We start from the raw sequence: 24647 nt of genomic DNA on the forward strand, positions 1-24647 counted from the left end.
AGCGCCCGCCCCCGACAGTGTCGTGGGACGGGCGCTTCATCGGGCACCTACGCGTCGGCGTGGGTGGTCACTCTCCGATAAGGGCGTCGACGAACGCCTCCGGCTCGAACGGCGCCAGGTCGTCCGCGCCCTCGCCGAGCCCCACCAGCTTGACCGGGACACCCAGCTCGCGCTGCACCGCGATGACGATGCCGCCCTTCGCCGTGCCGTCGAGCTTGGTCAGCACGATGCCGGTGACCTCCACGACCTCGGCGAACACGCGCGCCTGGACCAGACCGTTCTGGCCGGTGGTCGCGTCGAGGACGAGCAGCACCTCGTCGAGCGGCGCGTGCTTCTCGACGACGCGCTTGACCTTGCCGAGCTCGTCCATGAGACCGGTCTTGGTGTGGAGCCGGCCGGCGGTGTCGATGAGGACGACGTCCGCGCCCTCCGCGATGCCCTCCTTGACCGCGTCGAAGGCGATCGAGGCGGGGTCGCCGCCCTCGGGGCCGCGGACGGTACGGGCGCCCACACGCTCGCCCCAGGTCTGGAGCTGGTCGGCGGCGGCGGCGCGGAAGGTGTCGGCCGCACCCAGCACGACGTTCTTGCCGTCGGCGACGAGCACGCGCGCGAGCTTGCCGGTGGTGGTGGTCTTACCGGTGCCGTTGACGCCGACGACCATCACGATGCCCGGGGTGTCGAGGTTCGAGTCGGTCTTGACCGTGCGGTCGAACTCCGGGACGAGGAGCGTGAGCAACTCCTCGCGCAGCAGGCCGCGCAGCTCGTCCGGCGTCCGGGTGCCGAGCACCTTCACCCGCTCGCGCAGCCGCTCGACCAGCTCCTGGGTCGGCTGCACACCGACGTCGGCGACGAGCAGCGTGTCCTCGATCTCCTCCCAGGTCTCCTCGTCGAGGTGCTCGCGCGAGAGCAGCGTGAGCAGCCCCTTGCCGAGCGCGTTCTGCGAGCGGGAGAGCCGGGTGCGCAGGCGCACCAGGCGGCCGGCGGTCGGTTCCGGGATCTCGATCTCGGGGACGACCGGGGGTTCCTCGACGACGACCGGCGGGGCGGCCGACCGGTCGGGGAGATCCACCTCCTCGATCGTGCGGCGTGGTTCGTCGCGCGGCGTCTCGGCCTCGTCGCCGACGTGCGGTTCGGCCGGAGGGGCGGTGATGTCGGGGGCGGCGGGGGGCGGCGGGGGCAGCTGCTTCCGCTTGCGACTGCCGACGACGAGCCCACCGAGCGCGCCGATCACCACCACGGCGATGACTACAGCAAGGATGATGGTTTCCATAACAAGCCCAGTATCAGTCATCCCTCGCGTGGGAGGGTTTTTCCCCCGCGCAGGGGATCTCTTGTCGTTTTGTACGAACACCTGGGGCGCTGAAACAGGTCCTCGCGCCGCTCCGAGGGACGCCCGGTCCGCGCCGGTGGCACGGGCCGCACCCACCGTCCTCCCGGGGCCGCCGATCCCGCCGCCACCCCGGCTCGGCTCCGGCCCGACTCCGGCGTCCGCCGCTATGGCAACCTGACGTACCGTCAGCTACCGTCCCCCTCCACACACGAAGGGGGGCTCCCCATGCCCGTGACGGTCGTGCGCTTCAACCTCGTCGAACCCGGCGCCACCCCCGCCTCGCTCAGCGCCCGCTACCGGGCGGCCGTCGAGATGGCCACGTACGCCGACGACCGCGGGATCACCACGGTGCAGACCGAGGAGCACCACGGCGTCGCCAACAACTGGCTGCCCTCGCCGTTCGCGTTCGCGGGCGCGGTCTTCGGGGCGACCCGGAACCTCGCGGTCACCGTCTCGGCGGTCATCGGCCCGCTGCACGACCCGCTGCGTCTCGCCGAGGACATCGCCGTGCTCGACCTGCTCAGCGGCGGACGCCTGGTGACCGTGGCCGGCATCGGCTACCGGCCCGAGGAGTACGCGCTGTTCGACGTCGACTGGAAACGGCGCGGAAAGCTCCAGGACGAGCTCCTGGAGACGGTGCTGAAGGCGTGGACCGGCGAGGAGTTCACCTATCGGGGCCGCACGGTACGGGTCACCCCCCGTCCGTTCTCCGATCCGCACCCGCTGCTGCTGGTGGGCGGTTCCTCCCGGGCCGCGGCCCGGCGCGCCGCCCGGCTGGGGCTGCCGTTCTTCCCGAGCGCGCACCTGCCCGAGCTGGAGGCCTACTACAAGGAGCGGCTCATCGAGTACGGCACCGAGGGCTGGACCATGATGCCCGGCGCCGAGACACCGCTGCTGCACATCGCCGAGGACCCGGACCGGGCCTGGGCCGAGTACGGCTCCCACTTCCTGCACGAGGCACGGACGTACGCCTCCTGGCAGTCCGGTGACATCCGCTCGGCGGTGAAATCGGCGGCCACGACGGTCGAGGAGCTGCGCGCCGAGGGCGTGTACCGCATCCTGACGCCCGACCAGTGCGTGGCTCTGGGCCTCGACAGCCTGGTCCTGCATCCGCTGTCCGGCGGGATGCCCGTGGACGAGGGCTGGCGGAGTCTGCAGCTGTTCTGCGAAAGCGTGCTGCCCCGGCTCGGTTGACCTGACGGTCCGAGCCGGGGCAGCACGCCCTCTTCACGAGTACGAGGAGAGGGGCAGCGGGGACTTGGCCCTTCTCCTCGAGTTCGGGGGTGCCACCGGGGCTCGCGAGGAGCCGCCGGTGGCGTGGGCGGCTAGCCCATCTCCTCCAGGGTCTTGCCCTTCGTCTCCTTGACGAACTTGAGCACGAAGGGAATGGAGAGCACGGCGAAGCACGTGTAGATCACGTACGTGCCGGACAGGTTCCAGTCGGCCAGCGACGGGAAGCTCGCGGTGATGGCCCAGTTGGCGATCCACTGCGCGGAGGCGGCGACACCGAGCGCCGCGGCGCGGATGTGGTTCGGGAACATCTCGCCCAGGAAGACCCAGACCACGACGCCCCAGGAGAGGGCGAAGAAGAGGACGAAGACGTGGGCGGCGATCAGGGCGACCCAGCCCTGGGTGGCCGGCAGCTTGCCGTCGACCAGGTCGTAGGAGAAGGCCCACGCCTCCAGGCCGAGACCGATGGCCATACCCACCGAGCCGATGAGGGCGAGCGGCTTACGCCCGATGCGGTCCACGAAGATCATGGCGATCACGGTGCCGATGATGTTGATGATCGACGTGGTGAACGAGTAGAAGAACGAGTCCGTCGGGTCGACGCCGACCGACTGCCACAGCGTCGCGGAGTAGTAGAACGCGATGTTGATGCCGACGAACTGCTGGAAGACGGAGAGGCCGATACCGACCCAGACGATGGGCAGGAAGAGGAAGCCTCCGCCGCCGAGCAGGTCCTTGAAGGTCGACTTGTGCTCGCGCTTCATGGCGAGCTCGATCTCGGCGACACGGGCGTCCAGGTCGATCTTGTCGCCCTCGACCTCCTTGAGCACCTCACGGGCACGGTCCCGGCGGCCGACCTCTAGCAGGAAGCGCGGCGACTCGGGGATGACGAAGGAGAGCAGACCGTAGAGGACGGCCGGGATGACCATGACGCCGAGCATGACCTGCCAGGCTTCCAGGCCCATGACCTCGCCCCGCTGCTCGCCGCCGGCGGCGTTCAGGATGGCGTAGTTGACGAGCTGCGAGATGGCGATGCCGACGACGATCGCGGCCTGCTGGAACGAGCCGAGCCGCCCGCGGTACGCGGCCGGGGAGACCTCGGCGATGTAGGCCGGGCCGATGACGGAGGCCATGCCGATGGCGAATCCCCCGACGATGCGCCAGAAGGCGAGGTCCCACAGCGCGAAGGGCAGCGCCGAGCCGATGGCGCTGATGGTGAAGAGCGACGCGGAGATCTGCATGCAGCGGATGCGTCCGATGCGGTCGGCCATGCGGCCGGCGGTCGCGGCACCGATGGCACAGCCGATCAGCGCGATGGCGATGACCTGGGCCAGGGCCGCGGAGCCGATGTCGTAGCGGCTGCGGATGGCCTCGACGGCGCCGTTGATCACGGCACTGTCGTAACCGAACAGGAAGCCGCCCATCGCGGCCGCCGCCGCGATGAAGATGACATGCCCGAGATGTTCGGGGTGAGCCGACCTGGCTTCTGACATAGGTGCCTGCGATGCGCTGGTCACGTACAACTCCTCGGGCCACCGGCCTCGCTGCCGGGGGTGGGGGGCGAAACCCTTCGCTGGTGGTACCAGTGGCGCACAGGATCACGCGGGCCACCACCTGAAGGTAAAAGCAACGTCGGAGAGACTATGCCTTCAAGTTTCGAAGTCAAACTTGATGAGATGTGAACTTCTGCGGTTGATGTGAGGTATCAGTGTTCAATACTTGAACATCACGTGCCCGAACAGCTCAACCAACCTCACGCTGCGCACCCGGGCGCGCCCTCGTTCGGCCGCGTCGAAACGGTGGAATCCGCAGGGTGTTGGTCTGCTCGTGGCCGACCGTGCCGACGATCGGACCCGTGCGAAAGTCCGGCTCGGGCGCCGGCCGCGCGAGCCGTCGCGACCCGCGGGTCCTGAGCGGAGCGCCCGCGTGTGACACGCGGAACACGGCGGACGCCGCCGGGACACGGCCACCGGTGCAGTCCGGCCGGGGGCAACGCCCGCCCCCGCCTCGTCCCGCCGTGTTCGCGTTGCCGGTACCGGCCCCGGGAGCGAGGATCCGGTCATGCCGCCCACGACGGTCGTCAACCTCAAGGGTCACCGCGACGATCCCGCGTACGCCGATGTGGTGTACGTCGGCCGCGCCATGCACCGGGGCGGCTGGCACCTGGCCGGCTCCCCGCTGGCGAGCCCGTTCCGTCCGGGCCGCGACGGCACCCGGGACGAGGTCGTCGAGATGTACCGCGCCCATCTGCTGGCGCGTCCGGAGCTGCTGGCCCGGCTCCCCGCCCTGCGCGGCCACCGGCTCGGCTGCTGGTGCGTCCCCGAGCGCTGCCACGCCGAGGTGCTCGCCGAACTGGCCGACGAGGGTGTGGGCGAGGACCTCCCCGAGCCGGACGGGCCGTAGTCGGACCCGCGGCGTCGGCCCGGCGCGGGGCACGGACCCGGGAGGCGGGCCCTCGGGCGTCAGCGCAGTCGCTGGCTGATGACCTTCGAGACGCCGTCGCCCTGCATGGAGACGCCGTACAGCGCGTCGGCGACCTCCATCGTGCGCTTCTGGTGCGTGATCACGATCAGCTGGGAAGCCTCCTGAAGCTCCTGCATGATCCTGATCAGCCGCTGGAGGTTGGTGTCGTCGAGCGCCGCCTCGACCTCGTCCATCACGTAGAACGGGCTGGGGCGCGCCTTGAAGATCGACACGAGCAGCGCGACGGCGGTCAGCGACCGCTCGCCGCCCGAGAGGAGGCTGAGCCGCTTGACCTTCTTGCCGGGCGGCCTGGCCTCCACGTCGACCCCCGTGGTGAGCATGTTGTCCGGGTCGGTCAGGATGAGCCGCCCGTCCCCGCCCGGGAACAGCCGGCTGAAGACGCCCTCGAACTCCCGGGCGGTGTCCCGGTACGCCTCGGTGAAGACCTGCTCGACCCGCTCGTCGACCTCCTTGATCACCTGGAGGAGATCGGCGCGCGTCTTCTTGAGGTCCTCCAGCTGCTCACTGAGGAACTTGTGGCGCTCCTCCAGCGCGGCGAACTCCTCCAGGGCGAGCGGATTGACCTTGCCGAGCTGCTGGTACGCCCGTTCCGCCGACTTGAGCCGCTTCTCCTGCTCGGCACGGTGGAACTGCCGCGGCCGGTTGCGCGGATGCTCCGGGTCCTCGGGCAGTTCCTCGCCCTCGGCGGGCAGCGACGGCGGTACAAGTTGATCGGGGCCGTAGTCCGCGACGAGCCCCTCCGGCTCGACGCCGAGCTCGTCCAGCGCCTTCGCCTCCAACTGCTCCATGCGCATCCGCTTCTCCGCGCCGAGCACCTCGCCCCGGTGCACCGAGTCGGTGAGCTTGTCGAGCTCCGCCTTGAGGTCGCGGCCCTGGCTCCGCGCGGAGACGAGCTCGCGCTCACGGTGGGCCTTGGCGCTGTCGGCGGCGGTGCGCTCCTCCTCGGCCCGGCCCAGCGAGACCTCGACGTGCGCGAGCAGTTGTCGCGCACCGGAGGCGACGGCCCCCGCCACGGCCGCCTCGTGACGCAGCCGCGCCCGGCGCTGTTCGGCACGCGTGCGTGCCTCACGTTCGGCGCGGGCCGCCCGGTCGAGCGAGTCGGCCCGCCCGGCGAGTCCCTTGACCCGCTCCTCGTGCGTACGCACCTGGAGCCGGGCCTCCATCTCGGTCTGCCGCGCGTTGGCGCCGTCGGCGGCGAGCCGGTCGCGTACCGAGGTGTCGGGTTCCTCCTCGACGGGCATCTCCTCGGCCACGGCGAGCCGTTCGGCCAGTTCCTCGGCCTCCTCCACGGCCCGGTCGAGCGACTCCTGCGCGCGGGCGGCGGCCGCGGTGCTGCGCTCCGCCTCGCCCGCGGCGCCGCGGGCCTGCCCGGCCAGCCGTCCGAGCTGCTGCGCGACCGACGACTTCTCCCGCTCGGCGGCCCGTCGCCGCTCCCCCAACTCCTCGACGAGCGCGGCCCGTTCCCCTCGCAGCTCGGTCGCCAGACCCTGTGCCTCGGCCAACTCATCGCAGTGGACGGCCAGTTCCTCCAGCTCGGCGGCCGCCTCGTCAACGGAGGCCTGCACTTCGAGGAGGCTGGGCGCCCCGGCGGACCCGCCGTGCGCGAAGTGCGCCGCGAGCAGGTCGCCCTCGGCGGTCACGGCGGTGAGTCCGGGCCGCGCGTAGACCAGGTCCTCGGCCTCTTCGAGGGTTCCGACGACGACGATCCCGCGCAGCAACCGTCGTACGGCGGGCATCAGTTCGGCAGGTCCCCGGACGAGCTCGGCGGCGTACGGCGGCCCGTCGCCCCGCTCCCCGTCCTCCTGGTCCTGGTCCTGGTCCTGGTCCTGGTTCCCGCCCCTGCCCCCGTCCCGGTCCCGGTCGTGAAGGGGTACGTCCGTGGAGGCGCCGCCCGCCCGTCCGGCGTCGGCGCGGGAGTCCTCGGGTGCTCCGGCGAGCAGCAGTGCCGCGCGGCCCGCGTCCTGCTTGCGCAGCAGACGGATGGCCTCGGCCGCCGAGGCGGGTGTGGTGACCGCGACGGCGTCCGCGGCCGCGCCGAACGCGGCGGCCAGCGCAACCTCGAAGCCGGGGGTGACCGACAGCAGTCCGGCGGCGGGACCGAGGACACCGGTGAGCCGGTCGGTGGCGCCGAGCAGCGCTCCCGTGCCGTCCTTGCGCCGCAGGCCGAGGGCCAGCGCCTCGCGGCGGGCCTGGGTGGCGGCCCGCTTGCGTTCGGCCGCGGTGGTCGCCTCGCGGGCCGCGCTCAGCGCGGCCTCCGCGTCGGCCAGGGCGCGCCTGGCCGCCTCGTGCTGTCCCGTGAGGTCGGCGTCGCCCGCGTCGAGGCTGTCGACCTCGGCCTTCAGCTCCTCGTACTCCTCCTGAGCGGTGACCGCGCGTTCCTGGGCCTCGTCGCGGGCGGCGGCGAGCCGGTCGATCTCGGCCTGCGCGGAGGCGGCGCGTGAACGGGCGGCGTTGACCTGGCCGCCCAGGCGGGCGAGGCCCTCGCGACGGTCGGCGATGGCGCGGGCCACGTCCTTGAGGCGGCGCTCCTCGACGGTGAGTTCGCGCTCCAGTTCGGCGCGGTGCGCGACGGTGTCCTCCAGGGCCCGCTCGGCCGCCTCCAGGGCGGCTTCGAGTTCGGCCTCCTGCTCACGGACGCGGGCGGCCTCGCGCTCCATGTCCTCGGGGTCGCGTCCGCGCCGTTCCTCGGCGGGCACGGAGGTGGCGCTCTTGACGCGCGCGTCGGCCAGCGAGATGGTGCCGCGCACCCGCTCGGCGAGCTGGGAGAGTTCGTACCAGGTCTGCTGGGCGCGCTGGAGGCGCGGTGTCAGCTGCCGTACCTCGTCCTCCAGCAGGGCCTCCCGCTGGAGCGCCTTCTTCAGCTCGGCCTCGGCGGAGTCCTTGCGCTGCTTGAGCGCGGCCTCGTCGGCGATCTCGGACTGGAGCGCGCCCCGCAGCCGTACGAGGTCGTCGGCGAGGAGACGCAGCCGGGCGTCGCGCAGGTCGGCCTGGATGACGGCGGCGCGGCGTGCCACGGCGGCCTGCCGGCCGAGGGGCTTCAACTGGCGCCGCAGCTCGTCCGTGAGGTCCTGGACACGGGCCATGTTCGCCTTCATGGCGTCCAGTTTCCGCAGCGCCTTCTCCTTGCGCTTGCGGTGCTTGAGGACGCCCGCCGCCTCCTCGATGAAGGCCCGGCGGCCCATGGGGTCGGCGTGCAGGACGGAGTCGAGCTGGCCCTGTCCGACGATGACGTGCATCTCGCGGCCGATACCGGAGTCGGACAACAGCTCCTGGATGTCGAGCAGTCGGCAGGTGTCGCCGTTGATCTGGTACTCGCTGCCGCCGTTGCGGAACATGATCCGCGTGATGGTGACCTCGGCGTACTCGATGGGCAGCGCACCGTCGGAGTTGTCGATGGTGAGCGAGACCTCGGCACGGCCGAGCGGCGGGCGCCCGGTGGTGCCGGCGAAGATGACGTCCTCCATCTTGCCGCCGCGCAGCGACTTGGCCCCCTGCTCACCCATGACCCAGCTGAGCGCGTCCACGACGTTGGACTTGCCCGAGCCGTTGGGGCCCACGACACAGGTGATGCCCGGCTCGAACCGCAGGGTGGTCGCGGAGGCGAACGACTTGAACCCGCGCAGGGTCAGGGCCTTGAGGTGCACGCCGCTGGACTCTACCTTTCGGGCGGGTCTCACTCCATGAACGCGCGGTTTCACCCATGAACGCGCAGGGCACACCAGACGTTGAAGAGGGGGAAGAGTGTCCGGGGGAAAGAAAGAAGGGACGCCTGAGGGCGTCCCTTGCAAATCTGACAACTTAGCGGTTGATCAGGGCTGCCCAACCACTGCTGTCGTGGTGCGGTGCAGTGATCAGGTGAGCGCAGGCTCCGCCTGGGGTACGTCGATGCTCTCGAGAAGCGAGTCGTGAGAAGCGGCAGCCGCGAGCGCGTCGTTCTCGGCCTGAATCCGTACAAGCTCGGATTCGAGGTCCTGGACGCGCTGCTGGAGCCGTCGCATCTCGGCAATGAGTCGCGGATCGGAACCGCCGACGTAACCGAGAAGCGCCTTTGCCATGATGGATGGTCCTCCACACTGAGTGACCGACCGAAGCGGTGTGGGTCGTGAGGGAATCGCACCCGCGATGCTTGACACTGCTGATGTCCTGCTGCCGTTCCACATGCCAAACAGCTAGGGTGCGCGGGGCTTTCAGCGTCTCACCAAAAAGTTTGACGGTCAACACGATCACGCCCCGTATCGGCGGGCAACCCACTGTCGCGCGGCTTTTGAAACGGCGGCGCGGCGACTCCTGCGGGGCCCTCGGGGCGTCGAGATCATCGTTACCTCGGGAGCCTGCCACTTCGAGCCGTTCTTGGCAACCACCAGGCCCTTTCCGCTACTGAGGGGTGCCGGAGGCATACGCCGTGGCGTCGTCGCGGGGCATCGCGGCCGTCATCGTCAGCGGATGGCGAAGCCGTCGTAGATCCCCCGGGGCGTGTCCCAGATCTCAGTGACTCCGTCCACCCGGCCGGGCGTGTCGTCGCCCTGGAGCCAGTCGAGCAGGCTCTGGCAGCCGGCCCGGGGACCCTCCGCGACCACCTGGACGCGTCCGTCGTCGAGATTGAGAGCAAAACCACTCAGCGCGCCGATCTCCAGCGCCCTGGCCCGTGTAAACCAGCGGAAACCCACACCTTGGACCCGTCCGCGCACCCAGACGACGAGCCGTACGACCTCGTTCATGGCTGCACGCTAACCGGACAATGTCTCGTGGAGCACATCCTCCCCTCGCGCCATGGGGTACCGTCCCGACCCAATGAGTCTCATTAGAAACTCACTCTTTCGGGTGAGGTTCAGGTGAGGATCGCTGACTCAAGATCGAGGAAGGCCCAAGAGATGGGACGCCACCGACGCTCCGACGCCGGCCGCGCCGCCACAGGGCGCGCCACCGGAGTCACAGATACGAGCGGTACCCACGCGGACAGCTACGGCCCGGAGAACCTGTACGGCTACGCGGCCGTCGCCGATCTCCCGTCCGCCGCCGCCAACCGCTCGCACCGCAAGCGGAAGGGTCCGAGCCCGGTCAAGACGGGGCTGCTCGGCGTCTCGGCGGCCGTGGCCCTCGGCACCGTGGCTGTCGCCGCCGGTGTCGTGCCCGGCGCCGACAACTACGCGCTCGGCGGTGGCAGCAACAACTCCGACAGCGTCCAGGCCGCGAGCTCCCCGTCCAGCATCGACACCCAGCAGGGCGGCACCTCGGGCAGCGCGGACTCCCGTGACGCCGGTTCGTCGACGAGCCGCGGCGCCCAGCGCGCCGCGACGCCCTCGGCCGCTCCGACCACCACGGCGCCGTCGGCCGCTCCGACCACGAAGCAGCCTTCGAAGCCGAAGAAGCCGACCGCCGAGCCCACGGAGCAGCCGACGGCGCCCGCGGCTCCGGAGCCGTCCCAGACCGCCACGAAGGCGCCGATCACCACGTCCCCGGTCGACGTGTCGGCGAACACGGCCGCCGAGGCCGAGGTGCTCAAGCTCGTCAACGACGAGCGGGCGAAGGTCGGTTGCAGCCCGGTGGCCGCGAACAGCGCCCTGTCGGACCTGGCCCAGACCTTCAGCGAGGACATGGCGGCGCGGGACTTCTTCGACCACACCGACCCGAGCGGACTCACCCCCTGGGACCGTGCGGCGAAGGCCGGGATAACCAGCCTCGGCGGCGAGAACATAGCCCGCGGCCAGGCCGACGCCGCCGCCGTCATGGACGCCTGGATGAACAGCCCCGGCCACAAGGCCAACATACTGAACTGCGACTTCAAGACCCTCGGTGTCGGAGTCCACTTCGGCACGGGCGGCCCTTGGTGGACGCAGGACTTCGGCTACTGAGCCAACCGCAGAACGCGTGGCCGGCCCGCTCGGGGGGTCGGCCATGACAGTACGTACCTCCCGTCCGTCCGGCCTACCGTGGCTCCCGGGGCCGGACGTCGCGCGCTAGTGACCTGCGGCGAGGGAGTGGAACTTGAGCGCTCCGATCCCCAGGACCATGAGCTGTACGGCGCCGGGGATGCGCCATCCGGAGGCGAGCAGACCGGCGCCCGTGACCACGGCGCCGGTGGCCAGGCACCAGGTTGTCCGCCACGCGAAGACCGACGCCGCGGGTGCGACACCGCCTCCCTCGGACCATCCCGTGATCCCGTGGACGAACAGCAGTCCCCAGACGACCACCACGCCGCCGACGAGCAGCGCCACGCCCATCACGGCCTGCCGTCCGGTCGACGGCTCCCTCCCGCGCGCCATACCCACCACATTCCGTCCGCGGCCGCCGGTCCGTCGACCGCTCACGGCCCAGCATGGCGATCCGGCGGCCGCCGCACATGAGCACCCGTACTCATGGAGCCGAGCCGCCGAGCGCGGCGGACGGGGGCTATCCAGAAGTTAGCGCCGCCCCCTGGACGGCGCTGTGGCTGCGTATGCTGTGGGTATGGAATCGTCCGCGAGGGCCATGGCGTGTGCCGAGAGTGACGTGCGCTCCGAGTGCGCCGACGGCGGGGACCTCGCGTACAACGTGTTCGCTCGCGGCTGCCCCTCCCGGGGCACGCTGGAGCACGTCACCGGACGCTGGGGCTCGCTCACGCTGGGAGCGCTGCACGACGGCACGTTCCGGTTCAACGAACTGCGCCGCCGGGTCGACGGCGTCAGCGAGAAGATGCTCTCCCAGACCCTGCACGCGCTGGAGCGCGACGGTCTGGTGCACCGCGACGCGCGGCCCACGAACCCGCCGCGCGTCGACTACACCCTCACGCCGCTGGGCCGCGAGGTCGCCGAGCGGCTGCTGACCCTCATCACCTTCGTCGAGGGCCGCATGGACGACGTCCTTGAGGCCCGGGGACGCTACGACGAGAGCCGCGGGGCGTAAGAGCGCCGGACCCCCGGGAGGCCCGGACCACCCGGGAGGCCCGGAGCGTCAGACTCCCGGGCGCGGGGCCCGCTGGCAGCGCGGGCAGAAGTAGCTGGAGCGGTTCATCCAGGCCCGCCGGCGCATCGGCGTCCCGCAGCGATGACAGGGTTCCCCCTCACGCCCGTACGCGTCGAGCGAGCGGTCGAAATAGCCCGACTCGCCGTTGACGTTGACGTACAGGCTGTCGAAGCTGGTGCCGCCGACGGCGAGGGCGTCGTTCATGACGTCGCGGACGTGGCCGAGGAGTTCGGCCGTGCGCGGCCGGGTCATGGTCGCCGTCGGGCGTTCGTAGTGCAGCTTGGAGCGCCAGAGCGCTTCGTCCGCGTAGATGTTCCCGACGCCGCTGATCAGCGACTGGTCGAGCAGGGCGCGTTTGATCGTCGTACGACGGGCCCGCAGCACCGTGGGGAACGCGGCGTCGTCGAAGAGCGGGTCGAGCGGGTCACGGGCGATGTGCGCGATGACGTCGGGAAGGCCGTCCGGGGTGTTCTCGTGCAGCGACAGCCCGCCGAACGTGCGCTGGTCGACGAAGCGGAGCTCGGTGCCCCTCTCGTCCTCGAAGCGGATGCGGATGCGCAGGTGCTTCTCCTCGGCGGCGTCCTCCGGCTGCACCAGGAGCTGACCGCTCATCCCGAGGTGCGCGAGCACGGAGTACGGGGAGTCGTCGAGCGGGAGCCACAGATACTTGCCGCGGCGCATCGCCGCACCGATCCGGTGTCCGGCGAGCGCCTTCGCGAAGCCGTCGGGCCCCGCCAGATGGCGCCGCACGGCCCGCGGATGCCGGACCTCGACCGATCTCACGACCCGCCCGGTGACCCAGCGCTCCAGGCCCCGCCGCACGACTTCGACCTCGGGCAACTCGGGCACGGGACTCCTCCGGAGGGCGGGCTGAGCGGATGATGCCGGAAGCGTACATCGCACTCGACGACCGCCGTCGGCGAGCGGTCCGGCCCCGTCCCCGGGCACCCCGCCCGCCCCGCCCCCGGGCACCCAGGTCGCTCCGTCCCGGCCCAGCGACCCTCCACCGCCCGGGAGTTGGGCCTGCGTGGCGAGAGTCCCGCGGAGTCGGCCGCGGGGGCAACGCGCGGACCCCGCCGCGGCGCGAGTGCGCTGCGGCGGGGTCCGGTACTGCGAGGTACTGCGGGTGCTGCGGTGCTTCAGCTGTCGAAGGATTCAGGCGGTGGCCGTGTCGGTCGTCGGCGTCGAGGAGGCGTCGGCGGTCTCCTCGATGTCCTGAGCCGCCTGCTGGGCGGCACGAGCCGCCTGTTCGGCGGCCTGGGCCGACTTCGCGCGTTCGGCCGCGGCGGAGTGGATGGCATTCCACGCGGACTCCGCGGCCTGCTGCTCCGCCTCCTTCTTGCTGCGGCCGGTGCCGGTGCCGTACGAGACGCCTCCGACGCGGGCGGCAGCAGTGAAGACCTTCTCGTGGTCCGGGCCGGTCTCGGAGACCAGGTACTCGGGAACTCCGAGCCCCTCGGTCGCCGTGAGTTCCTGGAGACTGGTCTTCCAGTCCAGGCCGGCACCAAGATTCGAGGACTTCTCGATCAGCGGATCGAAGAGCCGGTGGACGAGTTCGCCCGCGGCCTCCAGCCCCTGGTCGAGATAGACGGCGCCGATCACCGCTTCAAGGGTGTCGGCGAGAATGGACGCCTTGTCCCGGCCTCCCGTGCCTTCCTCGCCCCGGCCGAGCCGGATGAAGGAGCCGAGTTCGAGGCCGCGGCCCACTTCCGCCAGCGCACGAGAATTGACCACCGCGGCCCGCAACTTGGCCAGTTGGCCCTCGGGCAGGTCGGGGTGGGTGCGGTACAGCGTGTCCGTGACCACGAGGCCCAGTACGGAGTCCCCGAGGAACTCCAGACGCTCGTTGGTCGGCAGACCGCCGTTCTCGTACGCGTAGGAACGGTGGGTCAGCGCACGCACCAGAAGGGCGGACTCGAGCTTGTAGCCGAGCCGCCCTTCCAGAAGCGTGTGGGACGAGGCTGTGTTGTCCGCCTTTTTCTTGGCGTTTGTATCCGCCTTGGCGTCAGACATCAGACCTCTCACCGGCCGCTCAGACCTCGAGGACCTGGCGCTTGTTATAGGTGCCGCAAGCCGGGCACGCGATGTGCTGCAGCTTGGGCTCGTGGCAGCGCTCGCACGCAACCAGGGTGGGGACCGCAGCCTTCCACTGCGACCGGCGGTGGCGCGTGTTGCTGCGCGACATCTTCCGCTTCGGAACAGCCACGGCTACTTCTCCTGCTTCTCGTCGACGCCAGCTTCGGCGCCGCTCAACTCGTCCTTCTCGCCATCTTCGAGTGAACCGGCGAGTCCCTGCAGTGCCGCCCAACGGATGTCGACGGCGTCATGTTGGTGCTCCGGGTCGTCCGCGAGCCGCGCTCCACACTCGGAGCACAGGCCGGGGCAGTCGTCCTGGCACACCGGCTGCATCGGCAGTGCGAGCACCACCGCATCACGCAGCACGGGTTCGAGGTCGAACAGGCCGTCCTCGAGGAAGAGCGTGTCCTCGTCGTCCTCGGCGTCGTCGACCGGCTCCGCTTTGGGGCGGCCCCGGTCATCGGCGTCAGGGTACGAGAACATCTCCTGGAAATCCGCTCTGAGCGCCTGCTCGAGCGGCTCCAGACACCTTACGCACTCCCCCTTGGCCGATGCACGGGCGGTGCCTGTGACAAGCACCCCGTCCATGACCGACTCCAGACGGAGTCCGAGCTCCACCGGCGCGCCTTCCGGCACTCCGATGACACCCTGGATCCCCAGATCCGTGGGAGCGTCGATCGTGCGGGTCAGGCGCTGGAGCGCGCCAGGACGCCGCCCCAGCTCGTGCGTGTCGAACACGAGAGGATTGCGGTGGTCGAGGCGGGCGTTCAGAGCCATTCCTGCTTTCGATCTTCGAACTCAAGGGAACGCCGCCCTTGGTCTCCCGCGGGCAGCGTGGATCGCGGACGTACACGCGACCGAAGAGCCAGGATACTGGACCTTTCGCTTTCGGCCCAATCCGGTCCGTACCCGCGGTCCCGGCCGCCGGTACGCGCCCCTCCTGACCCGGTGGTCAGTGGCCGCCGCGCCCCTGCTCGTACGCCCTGAGCTGCTCGGCGCTGATCATGCTGGTGTCGAAGAGGCTGGCCTCGTCGAGGGCGTGGTTCTGCTGGTCCATGGCGTGGGCCTGCTGCTGGGCGTAGACCTGCTGCTGGTTCTGGTCGTACGTCTGCTGCTGGTCGTAGCCCTGCTGCTGGTAGGCGGCGTAGGGGTCGGCCTGCTGGTAGCCGTACGCGTCCTGCTGCGGGGCGTAGCCCTGCTGATAGCCGTACGGGTCGGCCTGCTGCTGGTAGGCGTACGCCTCCTGCTGCTGCCCGTAGGAGGGCTGCGCGGCCGGCTCCGGGGTCTGCACGGGCTGCTCGGGCACGTCGGCGAGCTCCGCGAGGCCGGCCAGGTAGTCGGCGTCGCTGGTGTGCGCGCCGGGCGTCCCGTCCTCCCCGAAGGCGCTCAGGTCGCCGAGGTCGTCGCTGGCGATCCGGCCGTGCAGCTTCCGCCGGCCGTGGCCGACGGCCTCCAGGGTCTTGGCGAGGACGGCCTCGAAGGCGCCGAGCTTGATGTCGACGTATTCGTCGGCGTTGCGGCGCAGGGTCTCCGGGTCGTGACTGCGCTCCGGCGCGTCCTCGTCCTCGTACCCCTGCTCGTCGAGGCCCGGACCGGCGCCGAGGAGCTTCTCGCGGCCGCGGCCGACGGAGCCGAGGGTCTTGGTGAGGACGACCTCGAAGTTGGCGAGCTTGGAGTCGACGTAGTCGTCGGCCTCGGCGCGGACCTCCTCGGCCTCCTTGCGGGCCTCCGCGAGGATCCGGTCCGCCTCGTTCTGCGAGCGGCGGGCGACCTCGGTGTCGGAGATCAGGGAGCCCCGTTCGGCGTGCGCGGTCTCGATGATCCGCTCGGCCTCCTGACGGGCCCGCTCGACCATCTCCTCGCGGCCGCCGATCAGCTCCTGCGCCTGGGCGAGGGAGCCGGGCAGCGCCTGGCGCACCTCTTCCAGCATCGACAGCAGGTCGGCGCGGTTGACCACGCACGAGGCCGACATGGGCATGGAACGGGCACTGCCGACCGCCGCGACGATCTCATCGAGCTTCTTCTGCACGTCCACCGTGTGCTCGCCACTCTCTACAGCTGTGATGGAGACGGACGGGTCGACTGTACGACCACTCCTGCCCCGCCCGACACCGGGTGACGGACTGTCAGTCGCTCAGTCCTGGCCCAGCCGCCCCTTGAGCGCCTCCAGGACCACCGGCGGCACCAGATGGGAGATGTCACCGCCCCAGTTCGCGACTTCCTTGACCAGTGAGGAGGAGAGGAAGCTGTAGGTGGGGCTGGTCGGGATGAACAGGGTCTCGACACCCGAGAGCCCGTTGTTCATCTGGGCCATCTGGAGTTCGTAGTCGAAGTCGCTGACCGCGCGCAGACCCTTGACGATGGCCGGGATGTCCCGCTGCTTGCAGTAGTCGACGAGGAGGCCGTGGTAGGCCTCGACCTGGACGTTGCCGAACTCGGCCGTGACCTCGCGGATCAGCTCGATCCGCTCGTCGACCGTGAACAGGCCCTGCTTCGACTGATTGATCATCACCACGACGTGCACGACGTCGTACAGCGCGGAGGCACGGGCGATGATGTCGAGGTGTCCATTGGTGATGGGGTCGAATGACCCCGGACAGACGGCGCGGCGCAACAGTGGTCCCTCGCTCTCCGGTCCGGTCATCGTGCGTCTTCGCACGTAGAGGCGGCGCGACCGTACCAAAACGTTCCCTCGCCGTACCGACGGGCCCTGACGGCTTCGAAACCGTCCGGCCAGCCGAATTCACCGCCTCTGGTGCTGCGCTCCACGGTGACGAGCGCATCGTCGGCGAGCCAGCCCCCGGTCCGGAGTGTGAGCAGAATCTCCCGAAGATCGTCGTCCGAGACGGCGTACGGAGGGTCGAGGAAGACCAGGTCGTAGGGGTCCTCCGGTGCCGCCGTCCGGATGATCTGTTCCGCTTTGCCCGCTCTGACCTCGGCGCCGGGCAGGCCCAGGGACTTCACGTTCTCGCGGACGACCCTGGCCGCGCGGGCGTCCGCCTCGACGAGCAGGGTGTGTCCGGCGCCGCGGCTGAGCGCCTCCAGGCCCACGGCGCCCGAGCCGGCGTACAGGTCGAGCACGCGCTCGCCCTCCAGCGGGCCGCCGAGCAGGGACTGCCACGTGGAGAAGAGTCCCTCGCGCGCCCGGTCGGAGGTGGGGCGGGTGCCGGTGCCCGGCGGGACGGCCAGACGGCGTCCGCCGGCCCGGCCGGCGATCACGCGGGTCATGAGGGTCCTTTGCGCTGGGGGTGTGTCGGTTCCTCCCAGTCTCTCAGCCGTGGGCCCCTCGCCGCTGCTCAGCCCTTGTCCAGGTACTGCTCCCGTTCCTCGTCCAGGAGGGCGTCCAGGGCGGTGCGCAGGCCGGGGAGGCCCGTGAGCTCCGGGTCCGCCGCGACGACGGCGGTGGCCTCCTCGCGGGCCTCCGCGATGATCTCCTCGTCGTCGATGACGGCGAGCATGCGCAGCGAGGAGCGGACACCGGACTGGGCCTGGCCGAGGACATCGCCCTCGCGGCGCTGTTCGAGGTCGATGCGGGAGAGCTCGAAGCCGTCCAGGGTCGAGGCCACCGCGTTCAGCCGCTGACGGGCCGGGCTCGCCTCCGGCATCTCGGAGACCAGCAGGCAGAGCCCGGCGGCCGAGCCGCGGCCGACGCGGCCGCGCAACTGGTGGAGCTGGGAGACGCCGAAGCGGTCGGCGTCCATGATCACCATGGCGGTGGCGTTCGGCACGTTCACGCCGACCTCGATCACGGTCGTCGCCACCAGGACGCCCGTCTCGCCCGCGGCGAAGCGGCGCATGACGGCGTCCTTGTCGTCGGGGTGCATCCGGCCGTGCAGGACTTCGATCTTGAGGCCCTGGAGGGGGCCCTCGGCGAGCTGGGCGGCGACGTCGAGGACGGCCAGCGGCGGACGCTTCTCCGCCTCGTCCTCGGGGGACTTCTTCTTGGCGCCCTTCTTCGGGTCGTCGTCCCCGTCGCCGATGCGGGGGCAGACGACGTACGCCTGATGGCCGTTCTCCACTTCCTCGCGCACGCGCTCCCACGCGCGTGCGAGGAAGTGCGGCTTGTCCGCGGCGGGGACGACATGGCTGGCGATCGGGGAGCGCCCGGCGGGGAGCTGGTCGAGGACGGAGGTCTCCAGATCGCCGAAGACCGTCATCGCGACCGTGCGCGGGATGGGCGTGGCGGTCATGACCAGGAGGTGCGGGGGCTGCTTGCCCTTGCCGCGCAGGGCGTCGCGCTGCTCGACACCGAAGCGGTGCTGCTCGTCGACCACGACCAGGCCCAGGTCGTGGAACTGGACCTTGTCCTCGATCAGGGCGTGGGTGCCGATCACGATCCCGGCCTCGCCGGTGACCAGGTCGAGCAGCGCCTGGCGCCGGCCCGCCGCCCCCATGGAGCCGGTGAGCAGCACGACCTTCGTCGCGTGCTCGGCCCCGCCGAGCATGCCGCCCTGCGCCAGCTCGCCCATCATCTCGGTGATCGACCGGTGGTGCTGCTGGGCGAGCACCTCGGTGGGCGCGAGCATCGCGGCCTGCCCACCCGCGTCGACGACGGCGAGCATGGCGCGCAGGGCGACCATCGTCTTCCCGCTGCCCACCTCCCCCTGCAGCAGTCGGTGCATCGGGTGTTCGGTGGCGAGGCCGTCGAAGATCTCCTTGGAGACCTTCCGCTGGCCCTCGGTGAGGGTGAAGGGGAGCTTGGCGTCGAAGGCGGTGAGCATGCCGTCCGGTGCGGGGACGCGGGCGACGGCGGGGAGCTGGGCGTCGGCGTGGCGGCGGCGGGCCAGGGCGACCTGGAGGACGAAGGCCTCGTCCCACTTGAGGCGGGCGCGGGCGTCGTGGATGTCCGCCTTGGTGTGCGGGCGGTGGACCTTGAGAAGTGCCTCGGGGAGGGTGACCAGGCCGCGGCCGTCGCGCAGCGAGTCCGGGAGGGGGTCGACCGCTTCCTGGACGCTCGGCAGCACCGTCTGCACCGACTTGGCGATCTTCCAGGACTCCAGCTTGGCGGTGGCCGGGTAGATCGGGATGAGGGCGCCCGCCCAGCTGTCGACGCTCTCCACGGCCTCCTCGCCGTCGCCGCGCAGCAGTTCGTACGCCGGATGGGCGAGCTGGAGGCGGCGGTTGAAGACGGACACCTTGCCGGAGAACATCGCGCGGGTGCCGGGGAGCAGGTCCTTGTGGGGCTTGTGCACGCCGTGCCCGAAGAAGACGAGCTGGAGGCGGCCGCTGCCGTCCGTGATGGTGACTTCGAGGCGCTGCCCCTTGCCGCGGGGCGCCTTGGACGAGGCGAAGGTGGCCAGGCGCGCGTCGGCGACCTGGGCGACCACCGTCACATGCTCGTCCAGCGGCAGGTCGGCGAGGTGGGTGAGCTGCCCGCGCTCCTCGTATCTGCGCGGGTAGTGGTGCAGCAGGTCGCCGACGGTGTGCAGGCCGAGGTGCTCGGCCATCACCTTCGCGGTGGCGGGACCGAGCGCCTTCTTCAGTGGTTCTTCGAGCACGGGCACGAGATCCATTGCACACCACGGCACTGACATTGCCGTATACGTCCCGGAAATCCGCTGGTCAGACGGCTCGTTCCGGGCCTAGGATGACGCGCTCCGGCCCTCTTCGCGGTCACCGTCCCCCGGGACCGCCCGACCCCGCGCCGTCGCACGTCCCCCACCCACCGGCGCAGCGACGATGGACTCCCAGACCTCACAGCCCTCCCCGGCCTCCCCGTCACCTCATACGTTCCAGGTCGACCTGCGCGGTCTGGTCGACCTCCTCTCCCATCACCTCTACTCCAGCCCCAAGGTCTATCTGCGCGAACTGCTGCAGAACGCGGTCGACGCGATCACCGCGCGGCGCGCCGGGGAGCCGGACGCCCCGGCCACGGTGCGTCTGTACGCCGAGGGCGGCACCCTGCGGGTGGAGGACTCCGGCGTCGGGCTCACCGAGTCCGACGTGCACAGCCTGCTGGCGACGATCGGCCGCAGTTCCAAGCGGAACGACGGCCTGGAGTCGGCGCGTTCGGACTTCCTCGGCCAGTTCGGCATCGGGCTGCTGGCGTGTTTCGTCGTCGCCGAGCGCATCCGGGTGGTCAGCCGCAGCGCCCGGACGCCCGACGCGGCGCCGGTCGAGTGGACGGCCGCCGACGACGGCTCGTACACGGTGCGCACCCTGCCGCACGAGGCGCGCACCGAACCGGGCACCACCGTGCATCTGGTGGCGCGCGCCGGGGCGGGCGAGTGGCTGAGCGAGGAGCGGGTCCGTTCGCTGGCGCGCGACTTCGGGGCGCTGCTGCCCTACGACGTGCGCGTCGGCGACGAGCCGATCGCGGACCTTCCCGCGCCCTGGGACCGGCCCTATCCGAGTCCGGCCGGCCGAAGGGTGGCGCTGGCCCGGCACTGTCACGAGCTGTTCGGGTTCGTTCCGCTGGACTCGATCGACCTGGACGTGCCGGTCGCCGGGATCCGCGGCGTGGCCTACGTCCTGCCGTCGGCGGTCAGCCCCGCCCAGCGCGCTGGCCACCGCGTGCACCTGAAGGGCATGCTGCTCACCGAGCGGGCCGAACAGCTTTTGCCCGACTGGGCGTTCTTCGTGCGCTGCGTCCTCGACACGGACAGTCTGCGGCCCACCGCGTCCCGTGAGTCGCTGTACGAGGACGAGACCCTCGCCGCCGTACGGGAGGCGCTCGGCGAGCGCATCCGGTCCTGGCTGACGGGGCTCGCGGCGGGCGATCCGGAACGACTGGCCGCCTTCCTGTCCGTGCACCACCTGGGTGTGAAGTCGCTGGCGCGGCACGACGCGGAGATGCTGCGCACGATGCTGCCGTGGCTGCCCTTCGAGACGACCGACGGACGGCTGTCCCTGGAGGAGTTCGCGCAGCGCCACCCGGTGGTGCACTTCACGCGGACCGTCGAGGAGTACCGGCAGGTCGCGCCGATCGCCTCCGCGCAGGGCGTCGGGGTCGTCAACGGCGGCTACACGTACGACAGCGAGCTGATCGAGGCGCTGCCCGCCGTGCGCCCCGGGACGGTCGTCTCGGAGCTGGACGCGGACACCGTGACGGCTCATCTGGACGCCGTGGACCCGGCCGAGGAACTGGCCCTGTCGGCGTTCCTGGGGGCCGCGCGGGCCCGGCTCGACCCGCTGAACTGCGATGTGGTCCTGCGTGCCTTCCACCCCATGTCGGTGCCCGCCCTGCATCTGGACGACCGGGCGGCCCGCCACGAACAGGCCCGCGCGGAGGCAGAGGAGCAGGCCGACGATCTGTGGGCGGGCATCCTCGGCTCGCTGCGCGGCAGCGCACCGCGCGCGCGTCTGGTCCTCAACCACCTCAACCCGCTGATCCGCAGGATCAGTTCGCTCGGTGATCCGGACCTGATGGGCACCGCGACGGAGTCGCTCTACGGACAGGCCCTGCTGATGGCCCAGCGCCCGCTCCGGCCCGCGGACTCGGCGCTCCTCAACCGCGCCTTCCTCGGCCTCCTGGAGTGGGCCACCCACACCGACCCCGGAAAGGACGACCGCCGATGAGCCCGGCCATGGACTTCGACACGCTGCGCCGGGCGATGGCGGACAACTACGAGCAGCCGGAGGGGCCCGGCCGCAACGCGCGCGCGGAGCAACTGCTCGTGGAGGCCGAGCGGCTGAACATCCCGCTCGCCGTCGTCGAGGCGCTCGGACACCAGCTGAAGGTCTACAACTACAGCTCCGAGAAGGGCAAGATGTTCGTCCCCTTCGCGCGCCTGCTGCGCATGTGGGACGAACACCCCGAGGACTTCGACGAGTTCGAGATCCACTCGCTGCACTGGGTCTTCAAGTGGATGTCGGCGGGCATGCTCGACCAGCCGCACGTCCCGCTCGCCTCCATAGAGAAGTGGCTCGGCGAGATGGAGCGGCGCTACCGACTCGCCGGTCACTCCGAACGGGCCGTGCGCAGCGCCGAGTTCAGCGTCGCCGCGCACCTGGGCGACCTGGAGCGCGCCGAGCGGGCGTACACCGCGTGGATGGCCGCGGACCGCGACTCGATGGCCGACTGCCACGCGTGCGAGCTGCACGGGCAGGGGTGGTGGCGGTCGGTGCGCGGCGCGGACCCGGAGGCGCTGGAGCTGTGGGCGCCGGTCCTGGAGGGCGAGTACACGTGCGCCCACCAGCCGCACACCGTCCTCGCGTCCTCCCTGCTGCCGCTGCTGCGCCTCGGACGCGTCGAGGAGGCGCGCGCCCATCATCTGCGCGGATTCCGGCTGGTACGGGCCATGGAGAGCATGCGGGGCGCGTACGCGGACCATGTGGAGTTCTGCGCCCTCACCGGCAACGAGGCACGCGCCCTGGAACTGCTCGCGGAGCGCCCGGCCTACTTCACGGACTCCGGGGACCCGCGCAGCAAGCTGGACTTCATGGCGGTGGTGGCGCTCACCATGGACCGTCTGACCTTCCTCGGGCTCGGCGGACAGCCGGTTCCGGGGCCTGCCGGGAGCGCGTGGACGGCGGCGGGACTCGCCGTGCACGCGCGCGGGGAGGCGCTCGCGCTGGCCGCGCGGTTCGACGCCCGCAACGGCACGTCGTACGTCAGCGAGCGCGCCCGTGCGCGGATGGACCGTCCGGCGCTCGTCGACCGGCTGCCGCTGGGGGTGCGCTCCACGCGCCCCGCACGCACCGGACCGCGGGTGTCGGCGCCGGTGGCCGCGCCCCCGCCGCAGACCGTGGCCGAGGCCGCCGGACCCGATCTGGACGCGCTGCTCACCGAGGCCCGGCGGCTCTCGGCGCGGCGGGACCCGGACGCGGTGGCGGCGTGGGCGGCGGTCTCGCGCGCCTCCGAGGGCCGCGAACTGGACGTACGCGACCGCGCGGAGATCGCCGACCACGAGGCGATGGGCCGCGGGCCGCAGGGCGCCGCTCTCTTCCACCGGGCCGCCGAGCTGTACGCCGAGGCGGGTGACCCCGGCGAGGCGCTGGCGGCCCGTTCCCGCGCCGCGTACGTCCGGGCGCTGTCCGGCGGGGCCGCGGAGGTCCTGGACACCGTCGCGGAGCTGCGCGAAGAGGTGCTGGCCCTCTTCGAGGAGGGCGGGACCGAGGTGTCCCAGACGGCGTCCGTGCTGGTGGGGCGGGCACGGACGTTGATGCAGCGGGTGGACGAGCTGGAGGCCGGTCCGGAGAGCGGGCAGCCTCTCACCGGCACCGAGGGTGATGTCCTGGTGGCCGCCGAGGAGGCCGCGCGGGAGTTGCTGGCCCTCGCGGAGCCGTATGCCGGGGACGATGTGGCACTGGCGTCGCGGGCCGCCGAGGCGTACGCGATGCTCGGGGAGCTCGCGGCCCGCGCCGATGACGCCGAGGCCGCCGCCGCGCTTCTCACGCGGGCGGTCGAGGGGTTCGTGGCGGCGGGGCTGCCGTGGTTCGCCGTCGAGTACGACTCCCGGCTCGCCGGGATCGCGATGCACCTCGGCGACTCGGAGGCGGCGGAGCGGGCGACGCGGGCGGCGCTGGACCACGGGGGTTCCCATCTGGAGCCGGCCGGCCATGCCCAACTGCACCTCCGGCTGGCCGAGATACTCGCCGCCACCGGGCAGTTCGGCCCCGCCTCCGAGCACGCCCTGGAGGCCGCGCACTGGGCCGACGAAGCCGGCGAGGCCGTCACGCTCGGGGCCTGGGCGCGCCACCAGCTCGGGGGGTTCCTGCTCCGCCGGGGCCGGTGGGCGGAGGCCGCCGAGATCCTGGAGTCGGCGCTGCCGGACCTGACCGGCGAGATGCACGGCGACGGCGCGATCGTGCAGACGCGCTGGTGGCTGGGCGACTGCCTCACCGAGCTCGGTGAGCACCGCGAGGCCGCCGAACACTGGCTGCGCGCCGCGGACATCGCCCGGCACTGGCCCGAGCAGCGCGACCACGCGATGCTCGCGCACCTCGCGGCCGAGGCCCTGGGGCATGCGGGGCTGACCGCCCAGGCGGATCAGGCGTACGCCCGCGCGGGCGACCTCTGGCGCGAGCTGGGCGACGTCCACGGGCTGGTCCGGGCGCTCCGGGCCCGTGCGTGGGCCGCGGCCCGGCTGGACGGAGGGCTCGACGCGGCGCGGGAGTTGATGGGCGCGGCGGTCCAGGAGTGCGAGTCGGCGGTCCAGGCCTGGGGCACGGCACCGAAGTCACCGGGGGCACAGCCCCCGGGCACGCCGGGCGGCTCCCGCTCCGAAGGCGGTGACGGGTTCGGGGACGAGGGGGCGCGGCGCCGCGCCGTCGCCGAACTCGGGCACAGCCACTGCCAGTTCGGGGACCTGGTGGCCCGTTCCGTACCGGAGGGCGCGGAGGAGGCCGTCATGCGGGTCGCGTTCGAGGAGGCCCTCGGGTACATCGCCCTGGCGATCCCCGTGTTCGCCTCCCTCGGGGACGACCTGCTCGGCGCCCGGACGAGGGCGGAGCTGGCGGCCTGCCGGCTGGAGGCCGACCTGGGACGGCGCGAGGCCGCCACGGCACGCGCGCGCGGTGTCCTGGCCGCGTGCGCGCGGCTGGACGGCGAGGTCGCCGGGGCCCGGCGTGCCGACGCCGAGGAGATGCTCGCGCTCCTGGAGAAGGCCGACAAGCCCTGACCGATGCCGTGCGGTGCCGTGGC

The 24647-nt window shown here is 71.6% G+C and carries 20 protein-coding genes; 6 read left to right on the forward strand and 14 right to left on the reverse strand.

Going from position 1 to position 24647, the window contains the following annotated elements:
• Nucleotides 1-67: 67 nt before the first annotated feature.
• Entirely contained in the window at nucleotides 68-1270 is a 1203-nt protein-coding gene (gene ftsY / locus OHT01_RS12310; RefSeq protein WP_328553186.1) for a signal recognition particle-docking protein FtsY, read from the reverse strand.
• 285 nt (nucleotides 1271-1555) lie between these two features.
• On the opposite strand from ftsY, the gene OHT01_RS12315 reads away from it, so the two are divergent.
• Entirely contained in the window at nucleotides 1556-2524 is a 969-nt protein-coding gene (locus OHT01_RS12315) for an LLM class flavin-dependent oxidoreductase (RefSeq protein ID WP_328553187.1), read from the forward strand.
• Between the two features lie 131 nt (nucleotides 2525-2655).
• Here OHT01_RS12315 and OHT01_RS12320 read toward each other — a convergent pair whose 3' ends face one another.
• Nucleotides 2656-4077 carry a sugar porter family MFS transporter gene (locus OHT01_RS12320; protein WP_328553188.1) on the reverse strand — a complete coding sequence of 474 codons (1422 nt, stop codon included), beginning with the start codon at nucleotides 4075-4077 and terminating at the stop codon, nucleotides 2656-2658.
• A 544-nt stretch (nucleotides 4078-4621) separates the two neighbouring features.
• Here OHT01_RS12320 and OHT01_RS12325 point away from each other — a divergent pair.
• Nucleotides 4622-4963 (forward strand): DUF4326 domain-containing protein, encoded by a 342-nt coding sequence (locus OHT01_RS12325; protein ID WP_328553189.1) that lies wholly within the window; start codon nucleotides 4622-4624, stop codon nucleotides 4961-4963.
• Between the two features lie 59 nt (nucleotides 4964-5022).
• On the opposite strand, the gene OHT01_RS12330 is transcribed toward OHT01_RS12325, so the two are convergent.
• The 3 genes from OHT01_RS12330 to OHT01_RS12340 form a co-directional block, all read right to left on the reverse strand.
• The gene (locus tag OHT01_RS12330) at nucleotides 5023-8688 is read right to left on the reverse strand and encodes an AAA family ATPase (RefSeq protein WP_328553190.1); all 3666 of its coding nucleotides are present in this window, start codon (nucleotides 8686-8688) and stop codon (nucleotides 5023-5025) included.
• A gap of 207 nt (nucleotides 8689-8895) precedes the next feature.
• Nucleotides 8896-9099: a hypothetical protein gene (locus OHT01_RS12335; protein WP_028802434.1), complete on the reverse strand. Its 204-nt coding sequence runs from the start codon at nucleotides 9097-9099 to the stop codon at nucleotides 8896-8898.
• Nucleotides 9100-9480: 381 nt separating this feature from the next.
• Entirely contained in the window at nucleotides 9481-9762 is a 282-nt protein-coding gene (locus tag OHT01_RS12340; protein ID WP_328553191.1) for an acylphosphatase, read from the reverse strand.
• A gap of 153 nt (nucleotides 9763-9915) precedes the next feature.
• Here OHT01_RS12340 and OHT01_RS12345 point away from each other — a divergent pair, with 153 nt between their 5' ends.
• Nucleotides 9916-10896, forward strand: coding sequence for a CAP domain-containing protein (locus tag OHT01_RS12345; RefSeq protein ID WP_328553192.1), 981 nt, complete (start codon nucleotides 9916-9918; stop codon nucleotides 10894-10896).
• 105 nt (nucleotides 10897-11001) lie between these two features.
• Here the strand turns inward: OHT01_RS12345 and OHT01_RS12350 are convergent, their stop codons facing one another.
• Nucleotides 11002-11307: a hypothetical protein gene (locus OHT01_RS12350; protein ID WP_328553193.1), complete on the reverse strand. Its 306-nt coding sequence runs from the start codon at nucleotides 11305-11307 to the stop codon at nucleotides 11002-11004.
• A 205-nt stretch (nucleotides 11308-11512) separates the two neighbouring features.
• On the opposite strand from OHT01_RS12350, the gene OHT01_RS12355 reads away from it, so the two are divergent.
• On the forward strand, nucleotides 11513-11926 hold the full coding sequence (locus tag OHT01_RS12355) for a winged helix-turn-helix transcriptional regulator (protein ID WP_328558096.1): 414 nt from the start codon (nucleotides 11513-11515) through the stop codon (nucleotides 11924-11926).
• 48 nt (nucleotides 11927-11974) lie between these two features.
• On the opposite strand, the gene mutM is transcribed toward OHT01_RS12355, so the two are convergent.
• The 8 genes from mutM to recG all read right to left on the reverse strand — a co-directional run bounded on the left by mutM (nucleotide 11975) and on the right by recG (nucleotide 19575).
• The gene (gene mutM, locus OHT01_RS12360; protein WP_328553194.1) at nucleotides 11975-12835 is read right to left on the reverse strand and encodes a bifunctional DNA-formamidopyrimidine glycosylase/DNA-(apurinic or apyrimidinic site) lyase; all 861 of its coding nucleotides are present in this window, start codon (nucleotides 12833-12835) and stop codon (nucleotides 11975-11977) included.
• Between the two features lie 306 nt (nucleotides 12836-13141).
• Nucleotides 13142-13999, reverse strand: a complete 858-nt coding sequence (gene rnc / locus OHT01_RS12365; protein WP_328553195.1) for a ribonuclease III — start codon at nucleotides 13997-13999, stop codon at nucleotides 13142-13144.
• Between the two features lie 19 nt (nucleotides 14000-14018).
• On the reverse strand, nucleotides 14019-14192 hold the full coding sequence (rpmF, locus tag OHT01_RS12370) for a 50S ribosomal protein L32 (protein WP_006139588.1): 174 nt from the start codon (nucleotides 14190-14192) through the stop codon (nucleotides 14019-14021).
• Nucleotides 14193-14194: 2 nt separating this feature from the next.
• Nucleotides 14195-14839 (reverse strand): YceD family protein, encoded by a 645-nt coding sequence (locus tag OHT01_RS12375; RefSeq protein ID WP_328553196.1) that lies wholly within the window; start codon nucleotides 14837-14839, stop codon nucleotides 14195-14197.
• A gap of 175 nt (nucleotides 14840-15014) precedes the next feature.
• A complete protein-coding gene (locus OHT01_RS12380; protein WP_328553197.1) occupies nucleotides 15015-16097 on the reverse strand; it encodes an ATP synthase F0 subunit B in 1083 nt (360 codons plus the stop codon).
• A 99-nt stretch (nucleotides 16098-16196) separates the two neighbouring features.
• Nucleotides 16197-16676 (reverse strand): pantetheine-phosphate adenylyltransferase, encoded by a 480-nt coding sequence (coaD, locus tag OHT01_RS12385; RefSeq protein ID WP_328558097.1) that lies wholly within the window; start codon nucleotides 16674-16676, stop codon nucleotides 16197-16199.
• 26 nt (nucleotides 16677-16702) lie between these two features.
• Complete coding sequence (rsmD, locus tag OHT01_RS12390) at nucleotides 16703-17329, reverse strand: 16S rRNA (guanine(966)-N(2))-methyltransferase RsmD (RefSeq protein WP_328558098.1); 627 nt, start codon at nucleotides 17327-17329, stop codon at nucleotides 16703-16705.
• Between the two features lie 29 nt (nucleotides 17330-17358).
• Nucleotides 17359-19575 carry an ATP-dependent DNA helicase RecG gene (recG, locus tag OHT01_RS12395; protein WP_328553198.1) on the reverse strand — a complete coding sequence of 739 codons (2217 nt, stop codon included), beginning with the start codon at nucleotides 19573-19575 and terminating at the stop codon, nucleotides 17359-17361.
• A gap of 166 nt (nucleotides 19576-19741) precedes the next feature.
• On the opposite strand from recG, the gene OHT01_RS12400 reads away from it, so the two are divergent.
• Nucleotides 19742-21580, forward strand: a complete 1839-nt coding sequence (locus tag OHT01_RS12400; protein ID WP_328553199.1) for an HSP90 family protein — start codon at nucleotides 19742-19744, stop codon at nucleotides 21578-21580.
• A complete protein-coding gene (locus tag OHT01_RS12405; protein WP_328553200.1) occupies nucleotides 21577-24624 on the forward strand; it encodes a tetratricopeptide repeat protein in 3048 nt (1015 codons plus the stop codon). The genes OHT01_RS12400 and OHT01_RS12405 overlap by 4 nt, the downstream gene beginning before the upstream one ends.
• Nucleotides 24625-24647 lie beyond the last annotated feature (23 nt).

It is taken from the genome of Streptomyces sp. NBC_00358 (assembly GCF_036099295.1).
Taxonomy (GTDB): Bacteria; Actinomycetota; Actinomycetes; order Streptomycetales; family Streptomycetaceae; genus Streptomyces.